General features: G+C 59.6%; 16 protein-coding genes and 1 pseudogene. 15 read left to right on the top strand and 2 right to left on the bottom strand.

Features of this window, described 5'->3' with window-relative positions; translation table 11 throughout:
- Positions 1-58: 58 nt before the first annotated feature.
- Entirely contained in the window at positions 59-1,213 is a 1,155-nt protein-coding gene (locus tag WDN46_14130; GenBank protein MEJ0094523.1) for a right-handed parallel beta-helix repeat-containing protein, read from the top strand.
- 436 nt (positions 1,214-1,649) lie between these two features.
- A protein-coding gene (locus tag WDN46_14125; protein ID MEJ0094522.1) for an IS3 family transposase occupies positions 1,650-2,818 on the top strand; the annotation gives its coding sequence in 2 pieces (ribosomal slippage) (positions 1,650-1,914 and positions 1,914-2,818; 1,170 coding nt in all).
- A gap of 192 nt (positions 2,819-3,010) precedes the next feature.
- On the opposite strand, the gene WDN46_14120 is transcribed toward WDN46_14125, so the two are convergent.
- On the bottom strand, positions 3,011-3,235 hold the full coding sequence (locus tag WDN46_14120; protein ID MEJ0094521.1) for a helix-turn-helix transcriptional regulator: 225 nt from the start codon (positions 3,233-3,235) through the stop codon (positions 3,011-3,013).
- Between the two features lie 150 nt (positions 3,236-3,385).
- On the opposite strand from WDN46_14120, the gene WDN46_14115 reads away from it, so the two are divergent.
- The 4 genes from WDN46_14115 (at position 3,386) to WDN46_14100 (ending at position 5,296) form a co-directional block, all read left to right on the top strand.
- The gene (locus WDN46_14115) at positions 3,386-3,712 is read left to right on the top strand and encodes a hypothetical protein (GenBank protein MEJ0094520.1); all 327 of its coding nucleotides are present in this window, start codon (positions 3,386-3,388) and stop codon (positions 3,710-3,712) included.
- A gap of 474 nt (positions 3,713-4,186) precedes the next feature.
- Positions 4,187-4,504 carry a hypothetical protein gene (locus tag WDN46_14110; GenBank protein ID MEJ0094519.1) on the top strand — a complete coding sequence of 106 codons (318 nt, stop codon included), beginning with the start codon at positions 4,187-4,189 and terminating at the stop codon, positions 4,502-4,504.
- 166 nt (positions 4,505-4,670) lie between these two features.
- The gene (locus WDN46_14105; protein ID MEJ0094518.1) at positions 4,671-4,940 is read left to right on the top strand and encodes a hypothetical protein; all 270 of its coding nucleotides are present in this window, start codon (positions 4,671-4,673) and stop codon (positions 4,938-4,940) included.
- Positions 4,940-5,296, top strand: coding sequence for a hypothetical protein (locus tag WDN46_14100; GenBank protein MEJ0094517.1), 357 nt, complete (start codon positions 4,940-4,942; stop codon positions 5,294-5,296). The genes WDN46_14105 and WDN46_14100 overlap by 1 nt, the downstream gene beginning before the upstream one ends.
- A gap of 52 nt (positions 5,297-5,348) precedes the next feature.
- Here the strand turns inward: WDN46_14100 and WDN46_14095 are convergent, their stop codons facing one another.
- Positions 5,349-5,963, bottom strand: a complete 615-nt coding sequence (locus WDN46_14095; protein MEJ0094516.1) for a hypothetical protein — start codon at positions 5,961-5,963, stop codon at positions 5,349-5,351.
- A gap of 167 nt (positions 5,964-6,130) precedes the next feature.
- On the opposite strand from WDN46_14095, the gene WDN46_14090 reads away from it, so the two are divergent.
- From WDN46_14090 to WDN46_14050, 9 genes and pseudogenes are all read left to right on the top strand, one after another.
- Entirely contained in the window at positions 6,131-6,367 is a 237-nt protein-coding gene (locus WDN46_14090) for a hypothetical protein (protein MEJ0094515.1), read from the top strand.
- A complete protein-coding gene (locus tag WDN46_14085; GenBank protein MEJ0094514.1) occupies positions 6,364-7,536 on the top strand; it encodes a ParB/RepB/Spo0J family partition protein in 1,173 nt (390 codons plus the stop codon). Before WDN46_14090 ends, WDN46_14085 begins: the two co-directional genes overlap by 4 nt.
- A 45-nt stretch (positions 7,537-7,581) precedes the next feature.
- Positions 7,582-7,752: pseudogene (locus tag WDN46_14080) on the top strand (transposase).
- On the top strand, positions 7,719-8,342 hold the full coding sequence (locus WDN46_14075; protein MEJ0094513.1) for an IS5 family transposase: 624 nt from the start codon (positions 7,719-7,721) through the stop codon (positions 8,340-8,342). Before WDN46_14080 ends, WDN46_14075 begins: the two are co-directional and overlap by 34 nt.
- Positions 8,343-8,416: 74 nt before the next feature.
- Positions 8,417-9,445 (top strand): hypothetical protein, encoded by a 1,029-nt coding sequence (locus WDN46_14070; GenBank protein MEJ0094512.1) that lies wholly within the window; start codon positions 8,417-8,419, stop codon positions 9,443-9,445.
- Between the two features lie 58 nt (positions 9,446-9,503).
- On the top strand, positions 9,504-9,674 hold the full coding sequence (locus tag WDN46_14065; GenBank protein ID MEJ0094511.1) for a hypothetical protein: 171 nt from the start codon (positions 9,504-9,506) through the stop codon (positions 9,672-9,674).
- Entirely contained in the window at positions 9,671-10,165 is a 495-nt protein-coding gene (gene ssb / locus WDN46_14060; protein MEJ0094510.1) for a single-stranded DNA-binding protein, read from the top strand. Before WDN46_14065 ends, ssb begins: the two co-directional genes overlap by 4 nt.
- Positions 10,166-10,582: 417 nt before the next feature.
- Complete coding sequence (locus WDN46_14055; protein MEJ0094509.1) at positions 10,583-10,957, top strand: hypothetical protein; 375 nt, start codon at positions 10,583-10,585, stop codon at positions 10,955-10,957.
- The gene (locus WDN46_14050) at positions 10,954-12,057 is read left to right on the top strand and encodes a hypothetical protein (GenBank protein ID MEJ0094508.1); all 1,104 of its coding nucleotides are present in this window, start codon (positions 10,954-10,956) and stop codon (positions 12,055-12,057) included. The genes WDN46_14055 and WDN46_14050 overlap by 4 nt, the downstream gene beginning before the upstream one ends.
- Positions 12,058-12,182 lie beyond the last annotated feature (125 nt).

The raw sequence follows: 12,182 nt of genomic DNA, 5'->3' as shown, positions 1-12,182 counted from the left end.
GAATAAGGCTCTACCTTCGCTAGGAGGGCCTTCAACTAGACGGCGGGGAGAAAGAACTATGTTAAACAGGCACGACCGTAGGAATGCGTGGATCAAGCCTTGGCTTGTCGGCGCGTTGGTCGTCAGCGCGGCCGTCTTCACCGAAGCTGATACAGCAACCGCGGCCCATTCTCGAAGGCCGCCGGCCCCACCAACTTCCACCCCGCCAACTTCTGTCCCGCCAACCACGGCCCCGGGCGGCGGCGCGACTACGGCCGGCCCCGCCCCCGCGGCGGCGAATTGCGCGGTTTATCAGAATTCCGGTCCCGTGATTGTCAAGAGCGACAATCAGCTCATTCAAAATATGACGATTACATCCAGCAATGGCCCGGGCATCAATACCAATGGCCACAGCGGCGTGAAAATCCAAAATGTCATCATTCATCATACTGGCGGACCGGGCATTCTCGTAGATGGATCCAAGTCCGTTACGGTGTCTGGCGCCGACATCATCTTCGATGGCGCGCCCTCAGCCGGGCCAAATCCATCGAGTTATGATAGCACCAATATTCATTGCATTAGCTCCTCCGCACTGACCGTCACGAACACGCGACTAACGCGCGGCGCTTCCGGAATCTATTTGGAGCAATGCACGGGCTCCTCGCTATCTTTCATCGAAGGTCACGATCAACGGGGTCCAGCGCCGCGAGGTCAGTTAGTGCAGTGGAACGCGTCTAACAACGGGTCTCTCACGGACTTCTCCAATGTCGCTTCGCTGTCGACGTCTTGGACTGAAGACAATGTCAATATCTATCACTCTACCGGAATCACCATGGCAAGGGGTTTGGTTGACACCAATAATTCGCCGTCCGGCGATGGCGTTCTAGTGGATGAGCAGAGCGGCAATGTCACCGTGACGGACGTGGATGCAATCCATCAGGGCAATGGTTGCTTTGGGGTGTGGGGAGGTGGCGGGCACGACGTAACCTTCACTAACACGAGGTGTCGGGACAATTATTGCAAACTGCCCCGCGGAACTCCTAGCTCCGGTAGCCTCGCCTGGGCGATCGATCCCACTTCAAAAAAGGGGAATCTCAAAATCGCGACGTCTACCTATACGAACCTGTGCAACCCGGACAACGTCGTATGGGACGATTCCATACTGTCTTTGGAACAGCTGACCCATAGCAATTTCACGCCGCGCGCGCCCATTGCCGTTCAATTGTGCCAATAAGCGTCCCTGTCGCGTGATCAGACGCCGGAGCGCTTAAAGGGCGCCCGGCAATTCCAGGGTGAGCTTCGGCGGCAAGTCTCGCGGAGCCAGAAGGACTTGGCTGCGGCGAAGTCTTTCTGGAGCATCGCCTTCGCGTGCAGACATACTGCCCCGCGCCGGAGCCCGCAGGAACGGCCGGGCACAAACATTCCGCGCGGGCTCCAGCGCCGGAGATGCAAAGACTCTCACGGTTTCGCTTGGCGGAGATTATCCATCAGCACATCGGTTTCGGGACCGGAAATGATGCTGACGCTACTCGCCGGTATTTTGTGGGCGTCCCACAACATTTGCCGATGGCCGCGCAAATGATTTTGCCCTTTCGGACGGGATTGGTCTGCCCCCTGAAAAGTGATCCTCCGTGAAGTATGGGCTTATGAGCCTGATGGAGGACTGCGCAATGCCGAGGAAAAGACACAAGGCGGAAGAGATCGTCGCGAAGCTACGGCAAGTCGAAGTGCTTAGCGCGCAAGGGCGACCGGTCGCGGAGGCGATCCGCTCGATAGGGGTGACGGAAGTTACATACTATCGATGGCGGTCGGAATACGGCGGCCTGAAGGGCGATCAGGTGAAGCGGCTGAAGGAGCTGGAGGCGGAGAATACGCGGCTCCGTCGAGCGGTGTCCGATTTGACGCTTGAGAAGCTGATCCTGAAAGAGGCTGCCTCGGGAAACTTCTGAGCTCCGCGCGTCGTCGCGCCTGCGTGGAGCATGTGATCGCCGAACATGGCGTTTCCGAGCGGTTCGCTTGCCGGGTTCTCGGTCAGCATCGCTCCACGCAGCGCAAGGTTCCGACCAAGCCCGATGACGAAGCGGCATTGATCGCCGACATCACGGCGCTCGCCATCCAGTACGGCCGCTATGGCTACCGCCGCATCACGGCGATGTTGTGGGAGCGAGGCTGGAAGGTCAACGTCAAACGGGTCGAGCGGATCTGGCGACGCGAGGGGCTGAAAGTTCCGGCCAGACAACCCAAGCGCGGGCGTCTCTGGCTCAATGACGGCTCGTGCGTCCGGCTGCGCCCGCAATGCCCCAACCACGTCTGGTCCTATGACTTCGTCGAGGACCGCACTCATGATGGCAGGAAATATCGCATGCTGAATATCATCGACGAATTTACCCGCGAATGCATCGCGATCAGGATTAACCGGCAGCTGAAGGCAGCGGACGTCATCGACGTTCTCTCGGACCTCTTCATCTTGCGAGGGGTTCCGATCCACATTCGTTCCGACAACGGCCCGGAGTTCATCGCCAAGGCGTTGCGTGACTGGATTGCCGCCGTCGGCGCGAAGACCGCCTACATCATGCCGGGCAGTCCCTGGGAGAACGGCTATTGCGAGAGCTTCAACTCGAAGCTGCGCGACGAGCTTTTGAATGGTGAAATCTTCTACACTCTCAAGGAGGCGAAGGTCGTCATTGAGCGATGGCGACGCCACTACAACACCGTGCGCCCGCACTCATCGCTGGGCTACAAGCCGCCAGCCCCGGAGACCCTGCAATGGCCGGCTTCGCAATCCGGACCAGCTTCGCCCGCCACGCCAGCAATAGCGCCAGGGCCGACAATGCACTAACATTCAAACTGGATCACCCCATGGGGGCAGGCCAGTCGTCTTGGCGGAATTCTGCAGGCACTCGATCAGAGCGCTTTGACGATTTGCGCAATGGATTGATGCTGGAGCGCGTGCCGATTCGAGCCGAGTAAGCACGTCGAGTGATGAATTCGACTTTTCCTGCTCCGAAATTTCGTGATGAAAAAGCAAGGATCATGGCGCCAGGGCCGTGTCGCGAGCCCGCGCCTTAGTGGAAAGGAAATCGTTTGGCGTAACAGCGCCGCCTGTAGCGCCCATGATACGCTCCAGCAAATCGAACGAAGGCGTTTGCCGCCCCCTCTCGACACGGCTCAATGTTGCGCTGGTCGATTGACACGAATCCGCGAGCTGCTTGAGGGATAGGCCCGCTTCGACCCGGAATTTTCTAAGAGCGTTCATTCTCAAGTGTTACGCCCTACGTAGCATTCTTGTCAACCGCCTTGGTACACCCGTTGTAACCACGGCGGCTTCACAAATTGGTACACTTGGCAAATGGCACCCAGGGCAAAGCCACGGCACTACATTCGCGAGTGGAGGCTGTACAAGCACATGTCTCTGCGCAAGCTGGCTGCGCGCCTAGAGGAAACTCCGGGAGGAGAAGAATTGATCTCCCATGCTAGCCTGCAGCGAATCGAGAGTGGCAAACAGCCCTACTCTGAGCCTATTCTGAATGCGCTGGCCGCAGCCTTCGACATCGAGCCTTGGATGTTATTAGAGATGCATCCCGAAAGGGGCGGCGCGGTTGTCGATCTCCTCATTCATTTGGACGCAGCGACTCAGAAGCAGGCATTGAAGCTTATCGAAGCCATCAGGCCAGATGTTGTACCGAGCGAGCCCGCCCCACTGCAGCGGAGACCAAAATTGAAAAAGCTGTAGGCTTTTAAGGCTACGGCGAGGGTCTAACCGAGCATAATTAAGCCTCTAGCTTCGCCGTAAAGCTCGAACGCTCGAAAAGACGAAAGAAAAGCGAATTAACAAGCAGCAGAGAGGCAAGCGCGCCCCAAACATGTCGCTACCCTTGAAACGATGGAACGCCGCCGGAGCGCTACTTCGTTGACGGGTGCAACAGCGCTAGGAATCTGGTTGGACCACCCTCAAAGCACCAGTTTTGTCGGGGTGCTGAAGCGTTTTGCAATCTCGCAAAAATAGACATCGGAGCCCTTGCCCCAGACCTACGGATCTTCGAAGCAAATTCATGTGATACCACCCTTACCGATTGCGCGCAGTGCCGCAGGCAGCGATGCTGTTTCAGGGGAGGGCCGAACTGGGGTTTTGGAAGCGACTATAGCTACAGGTTGGCCCTCCCAGCCTCGCACGCCCGCCCGGCTCCCATTGCCAAGGAAGACCGTCATGGCCGATGAAACCAAGACTCCCCCGATCACAGAGGCTATCCCTAGCGTGGTGGGAGGAATTTCTGGCATTGCAAGCGCCAATGCCCCCTTCATTTATTTCGACATCGTTCCGTTTCTGGGTCATGTTAACGGGATCGGAATGATAACGCTCACTGCGCAGCGACAAATTTCCACCCGTCCGGACGGTTCGGCCCATACCGATCATGCCGTTGTCGCCTATCTCCGGGGCAATATCCCAGCATTTCTGGCGCTCAAGTCTGCTATCGACACGATACTTTTATTGGCGCAACCAACGCCCCAAGGCCCTTCGAATTAACGAAAACTTCTCCAATTCAACGGACAGGAGTCAGACAACGGACTCCTATCCGCGTGCGTAGGAAAGGACGAAGGCAGACAAGAATGTTACACCCGGCGCACCATCACGCTTGACTTGCTTGTTACATGTAGCGTAGCACTTATCCATCAACCCGATGGAGCGCCGGATGGCAACCCAACAAACCCAAACCCTTCAGCCGCCGATTCACGCCAGCGCCGTCGCCGACGAACAGACAATCGCGGTCATGCACGGCGCCATCGAAAACCTGTCGCGGCATGAGCTCGATCTCTTTGAGCGCCGGGTTTTCGCCTATCTCGCCGCCGGCATTCCCTCGCGCCTTATCATGCGCTTCGACGAGGCGGCCCTCGCCGTCGAGCTTATTCGCCGGCGCGCCATGGGCGATGTTCCCGGCGTCGTCTTCGGCGAGGCCGCGTGATGGGCGGCCTACTCTATGATCCGCCGCAAAGTCCAATCGGCTCCCAGATCGACGAAGACAGTCGGATCGAGGCCTGTCGCCGCAAGCCGGACGACCCGAAACCTAACGCGGTGATCGAAGCAGCGCTGATAGTTATTTACGCCGTCGTCGCGACCGCCTGCCTACTTGCTCTTGCAATGTTCGGCATCGTCGCCCCGCGCATTGTCAGCGATGCAATGCATTCCATTTCATGCCCCTCCGCGCCGGAGCAAAGCTCCTTGCAGCAGAGCCCGGCCCGCGTGTTTTCCCCCAGCGCGGGCCGGGTCTTTTCTCAAATCGATCCAATCCTCATCGCACCATTTTGGAGCCAGCCATGACGCTTGACGAATATTTCGTCGGCTCGTTCAGAGAGGTGGCTTGATGACTATTTTACGCCGCTCCCTCAAAGCGCCAGACATGCGCCAGAATGCGCTTGCGGAACGAAAGAATTGCTCTCGCGCCGGCGTCCCGGCCGAGCGATTGAATGGCGAGGTTGTGCGCCATATCTCTGGCTGCACGATAGACTGGCGGCGCGTCGCCGCTCATCTCGATCCAAGATTCCAATACAGCGCTGCGCCTATCCGGATCGTCCTTTCCCGCGGCGAGCTCTCGCGCAAGGGCGATATACCCTCGCGCCAGATCGGAATGCAGCGCCGCCCGTCCGCTAAAATCGAAGCAGAGATCTGCGGCTCCGAAAGCCGCGATCAAAAGTCCAGAAAGCCAAGCCACGAACACTTCTCCGGCCGCGGCAGTTCCAAGCAGGATTGTAAAGAACATCGTCCAACGATGCAGGCCGGTAAACCAGGCCTGCCTCGCGCGATGATAATGCACGTCTACCGCGAGATAAAATTCGAGATCTGCGGCTTCCGTGTTCAGCGTGACGACGTCGGCTTCGGAGCCGGCTTCGGCTGTGGCGGAGGAGCCGCTGGACGCGTCCGGGGCCACTCCTTCTGTAGCGGCTTTGTCGGAGGCGTGGGCGTCTGCCCAGTCTTGTTTGTTGCCCATTGTTCAACCCTTTCCATTCGTGATCTCCAATCGGTTGGTGGTTGGTGGTTGCGAGGCCCGATCCGCGTGCTGGCGGATCGGGCCACTTTCATGATTCGCGGAATGCCCAGCGATGGGAATTCGCCAATAGATCCGCGTCAACCCGCCGTTGAGGAGGACAGGCCGTTATGAGCCCTTCGATCAGCCCTACGCCGCAATCCGTCACTGAGGACGATTGCAATGAATTTATCGACCTTCTGGTCACGGAAGCGGCAGAAGGCGCGCCGCGGGACAAGGGAGTCGCGATGAAGACGCTGCCGCATTTCAGCCGCGCCAAAATCGCCGTCCTGAACGGTGCGCCCCGCACCGCCTATCGCATGATCATGCGCGCCGCCGACCTGTTGCTGAACGAGGCCGCAGAATGACCGCCGCCCTCCAAAGCTCACAAAATAACGGTCGCCAGTCATTGACCGTTTCGCTGCAGGCGATTGTCGGCGTTAGCGAACTAAACCCCCGCTTCTTCGATGATCGCGAGGACATCGACGGGCTCGCCGCCTCGTTGCTGGCGAGCGGACAATTGCAGCCGCTCCTCGTAATGACCACGGACCATCCGAGTCGTCCCGCCAATTGGGTCGGCGATTTTTACGTCGTTCTCGACGGGCAACGCCGCTGGCGCGCGATGCAGCTGCTCGCCGACCAGAATGGCGGCGCAGCGCACTATGCCGTTGACGTCGAGGTGTTTGCCGCCGACGAGCCTTCTCTTCGCGAGATCGCGCTGGCCGCGAATACAATGCGCCGGCCGCTGCACCCGGTCGAGGAATATGAGGCATTCGTGGCCATGGCTCGCGCCGGCTTCGACGAAGAGCGCATTGCGCGAGATTTTGGCCTCGGTCTCCGTCACGTCCGCCAGCGCCTGGCGCTGGGACGCTTGTCGCCCAAGATTTTGACCGCCTGGCGGGAAGGCAAGATCAACGCCGACGTGGCGCAGGCTTATACCGCCGGCGATGCGCACGCGGCGCAAGAGGCCGTCTTCGACCAGCTCAGCACAGGCGGTCACTATCCACATCAGATCCGGCAAAAGCTGCGTTCCGACGCGTTGCCGGGCCAATCGAAGGAAGCGGTCTATGTTGGCGCCGACGCCTATATCGCCGCCGGCGGCCGGATCGAGGAAAACCTTTTCGAGGAAGAAATCATTTTCCGCGACGGCACGCTGTTGAAGCGCCTCGCGCGCGAGAAGCTTTTGGCCGCGGCGGAGGCAATCGCGGAAAAAGAGGGCTGGGGCTTTGTCGTCGCCGGCGGCGATCAGCCCGACGGCGGTTATCTCGTCGAAGACTATGAGGTGGACTTCCTGCCGGCCGAGGAGCAACGGCTCGAAGCGATCGAGGATGAAGAAAACGCAGTCATCGCCGCCCATGGACCCAACCATGCTCGGATTAATGAATTATGGGCAGAGAGGGATGGCATTGAAACTCGCGCCCTGCTCCGCTCTATCCCCCAATCCCAACGCGCCACGCTCGGCCTCGTCGCTGACCTCGAGCTCGATGGAACCCCAATGTTCGGCAGGGGTTTCGAGGCTAGGCTCAGGACCTATTAAATTTGCCTGAGATGTGATTCCTGGTCTCCGCATGGGGAGGCTGGGATGAGTGATTTGTTTTTGTTGGGCGAGCGGCAGATGGCGCGGCTTGCGCCGCATTTTCCTCTGTCGCATGGCGTTCCGCGGGTTGACGACCGTCGGGTGGTCAGCGGAATCGTCTATGTGATCCGCAACGGCCTGCAATGGAAAGATGCGCCCAAGGATTACGGGCCGCACAAGACGCTTTACAATCGCTTCATCCGCTGGAGCCGGCTCGGCGTCTTCGACCGCATATTCGCCGCGCTCGCTGGCGAAGGTCCAAAGCCCGAGCGCATCATGATCGACGCCACGCATCTGAAGGCGCATCGCACAGCGGCGAGCCTGCTCAAAAAGGGGCTCTTCCCCGCCGTATCGGGCGCACGAAAGGCGGACTGAACTCGAAGCTCCACGTCGTTTGCGACGGCGCCGGCAAGCCCCTCGTCATGTTGCTCTCGGAGGGCCAGATGAGCGACCACAAGGGCGCGCGGCTGATGCTCAAGGCTTTACCGCCCGCTTCAATGTTGATCGCCGACAGGGGCTACGACAGCAACTGGTTCCGCGCCGCGCTGAAGGCCAGGGGCGTCGAGCCCTGCATCCCGCCAACCAGAAGCCGCAAGCTTCCCATTGCCTATGACAAGACGCTCTACCGCCAGCGTCACAAAATCGAGAACATGTTCGCCAAGCTCAAGGACTGGCGGCGCATCGCAACCCGCTATGATCGATGCGCCCACACCTTCTTCTCCGCCATCTGCATCGCAGCCGCCGTCCTCTTCTATCTCAATCAATGAGTCCTGAGCCTAGTCCTGCAACTCGCAGCGACGGTCTGTCAGTTCGTGATTCCGCGCCCCCCGCACCAAGGAGCGTGGAGAAGGGCGCGGCGGCCGAGTTGTCGCCCCTGTCGGTGGCCGCGCCCGACAAAACCTCAAAGGCCGTCCGCGCCGTCATCGACGAAGCCGTCGAGAATTCCTTTTCCGAATGCATTCGCTCGCGCCCCGATCTCGCCCTGATGGTCGCCGTCGCCAAACTCGGAACAGATTACGGCCAAGCCTATGGCTGCGTCGGCCTGTCGATCACAAGTAATCAATCCTTCGAGGCCAGGTCGGAGCTCCTTAAGAGAATAGGGCGGCTAAGATTTAACGAGGCGCTGGCGATTTGCGCCAATGCGCCGCTGGTCGATCTCTCGGTCGCTTTTACGGAATTCGTCGCGCGCTCGATCAGGATTGTCGGCGATTCTCTGCGGGGCGAAGTCCCGCTATCCGATCTGACGCCCCTCGCCGCAGCGCTTTCTATGCGCGGCGCCCCGTTAGCTGCCCAGCTCGATCAAGCGTTCGATCGCAAGGCCTATTTCGACGCGGCGACAAAAGGCGCCGCCCTCGCCGTCGTCGACGCGATCGGCACGCCGGCGATCAATCGCGCCGACAAGAAAGGCGCCATCGCCGACTATGTCGCGGCCGACGCGACGAAAAAGAAATGGTTGCCGGCGCCGCTCGCCGCCTGGGCCGAAACGCCGGCGACGTCGCTCGAGCTCCCGCGTCAAGAACAGGACGAACGGCCACTCGCGCAGGCCATGGTCGAGGCGATCGACGCCGATGAGGACGAGGCGGCGGAGGAGGCATCGGGCAGCCATGCGATCCCCTCGCACAAAACTGCCGTACATTTCTTCCTCGAAGAGGTGATGGATTGCAGCACAGGCGTCGAACGGCCGCAAACCAAAGCCTCCGTCCTGCATCAGGCCTATTTGAACTTCGCCGCCGGGCGCGGCCTTCCCGAGCTAAGCATCACCGCATTTAGCGCCGCCATTCTTGCGCTTGGCTATGAGAAAAAGCGCATCAAAACCGGCGTCCACTATCTCGGAATCGCTTTGCGCGAGCAGGTCGATGAGGCCGCATGATGTCGCCTCATCTCGACAAACTCAAATCCCGCTTGGCGCGTATCGAATGGCGCATCGGATGCCTCGATCGGATGATCTGCAACGCTCATCTTGGGGTTCGCGCGTCGCCCTCGCCATTGAAGACCGCGCCAAGCTCAAACCCGAGCGCGAGCTGCTCGCCGATCAGATCACGGCGATCGAAGCTTTCGAAACCGCCAAGCGCGAACAACTCCTGACGGAGAACTCATGAGCGGCGTTAACAAAGTCATTCTCGTCGGACGTCTTGGTCGCGATCCCGAGGTTCGGCGCACCAACGCCGGCGGCGCGGTCGTCACCTTCTCGATAGCGACCTCGGACACCTGGCGCGACAAGGTCAGCGGCGAGCGCAAAGAGCGCGTGGAATGGCACAACATCGTCATCTTCAACGAGAATCTTGGCAAGGTCGCCGAGAGCTATCTGAAGAAAGGCTCGCAGGCCTATGTCGAGGGCAAGCTGCGCACGCGATCCTATACCGACAAGGATGGGGGCGAGCGCCGGACCACGGAGGTCGTGCTCGAGCAGTTCGGCGGCCAGCTCGCGCTGCTGGACAAGGGCGAAAGAACCGGCCCGTCGGCCGACAGCTATGGCACGGTCAGCGACAGGCCGGCGCGGCCCGCGCAGCAGCACGATGATCCGCGCATGGCCATGGGCGATCGTCCGACGCGCACCGCCGACATTATCGACGACGACATTCCGTTTTGAGGACTCTCGCCGTCCAGCAGCGCAACAGCGACAACCGCCTGCCCGTCTTCAATCAGCTATTAAGAGGTCGTCATGACGTTTCTTCTAATGGTCGCAACGCATTTTCTGGAGAGTATCGCGGCCGCCTTTGCCGGCGTCAGCTGGTATCTGTGGCACATCGGCGTCACATCGTGACCTGCACCTTGGATCAAGCTCGGATGCTGAAATGTCGGAGCTAAATCAAGCGCGAGATCAGGCGAGGAAGGAACGAGGGATATGATTGTCACCCAAACGTGGACGCACGATCTACCTATGATGCAGCAGACCGTCTTGATGACGGCAATTCGAGCGCCAGACGGGATCCCCAAATATCATAACGTCAAGCCGATGGTGCGATGGTTCCGTCGATGCATCTTGCTCTCCTCGATTGATCATTGAGTGTTGGCCGACCCGCTTCAGGACGGCGGCGGGTCCTTCACTGGACCGATCGTCATCGGCTATCCAGCCGCGTCATGGGATTCGGCCTTTGGTTGGGAAAAGCATATCGCACCGTTTGTCGACCAACTCATTGAGGCTTCCGACGAACTGCCGCACCATTGGTACATGCACTATATGCACGCCGCCGAGATTATCGGTTACAAGCACCCGGACCACCGCATAGCGCAATTTTGGCGTGGCGTGTACGAGCGCATGGTACACGCCCTTCATCTCTATCCAGAGACCGAGGCTCAGCTCGACGAGCGCCTATGCGACAGCCGCGAGGCGTGGCTTGCGAGGACCGATGCGTCTGAAAAGGCGAGGTTGCGCGCATGACCCGACGCACCACCGGCCCCACGCGCAGTGACAGCGCCTACGAAGCTGAGATCGCCGGGCTGAAACGCGAGCCTTCGCTTCTGGAGAAGGTCAAGCGGATAGTGCTTCTTGCGAAGCGCGCGACCGTCAAGAAGCACCGCCAACGCCTAGCCGATGCGATCAAGAAATCTGAAGACCTTGCGAAGCAACTTGCTTATGTCAACACAGAGCTCGCCGATCGAGACACGCGCCTAGCCGCTGTGGAAGTGGAGCGGGATAGCCTGTTAGGCTTCAAGCTACGCAACGAGATCCTGCGCGATAAGGAGTTGATTGCTCGCACTAAGCTAACAGCCGCCGAGGCCATCATCTCAGCCGCCCGTGCGGCTCCCGATGCGGTCGAAGCGGCTACGGACGCCGCGCTGAAATTTGTTAGCCCGGCCCCGACCGAGCGTGCACGAGATCGGTTCGCTGAGGCCATTCAAGCCGCGCTCACCGCAGCCAACATCAACATTGCAGCCGAGCGCGCATGCCCCACCGACGCAGACTCCGCGATGGAGAGCTGCGGGCAAACCGATTTCGTCGAGACATTGCAAGGTCACGCTTCATTCTGTGAGAGTTGCGCTCGTGATGGCGGCATGAAGCCCGATGACATTGCGATGGTTGTCGGAAAGCTTCGAGATGCGGCTTTCGTTGTGTCGCAGTTGCAAAAGCTACGCGACGAACTTCGCGAGCGCGCCGAGAAGGCCGAGACCGAGCGGGATACTGCAATTGAAGACGCTGCGAACTGGCGAGAGGCGCTTAGTGAAGCTGGCTGGGAACTCGCAGCCGCACAGCCGCCCGCAGAGTTCGCCACCGCGTCCGAAAAACGTACACAAATTACTGACGGGCTTAAGCGCGGGGAAGTTCTGTCCTTCGTTGATGGCGTTCTTACGGTCAACGTTTCCGGCTATGGCTCCAACAACGGAGACGGCTACCTCGGACTCCATGATGACAATCTATCTTACGAGGAAGACGGCATCCGAAGGGCAAAAATCCCAAATTCGGAACTCATCGCCATCCGAGATTTTCTTAATCGTGTTCTTCCTCTCGCCGCGCCGGTCGATGGAGAGAGCAAGCCATGAGCAATAGCGTCTCAGTTTGGGTAGATGGGAAGCGGGGTAACACGATAATCCACCGCCCTACTAACGCAGCAAGGGGTGACTACGCCCAGCAAAGCCGCAAGGCTGGCCCGCTGGCAACGTTGCAA

Origin of the sequence: Methylocella sp., assembly GCA_037200525.1 — a bacterium.
GTDB lineage: Bacteria > Pseudomonadota > Alphaproteobacteria > Rhizobiales > Beijerinckiaceae > Methylocapsa.
Note: the sequence above shows the minus strand (reverse complement) of the source record. Positions and strands in the feature narration are given on the sequence as shown.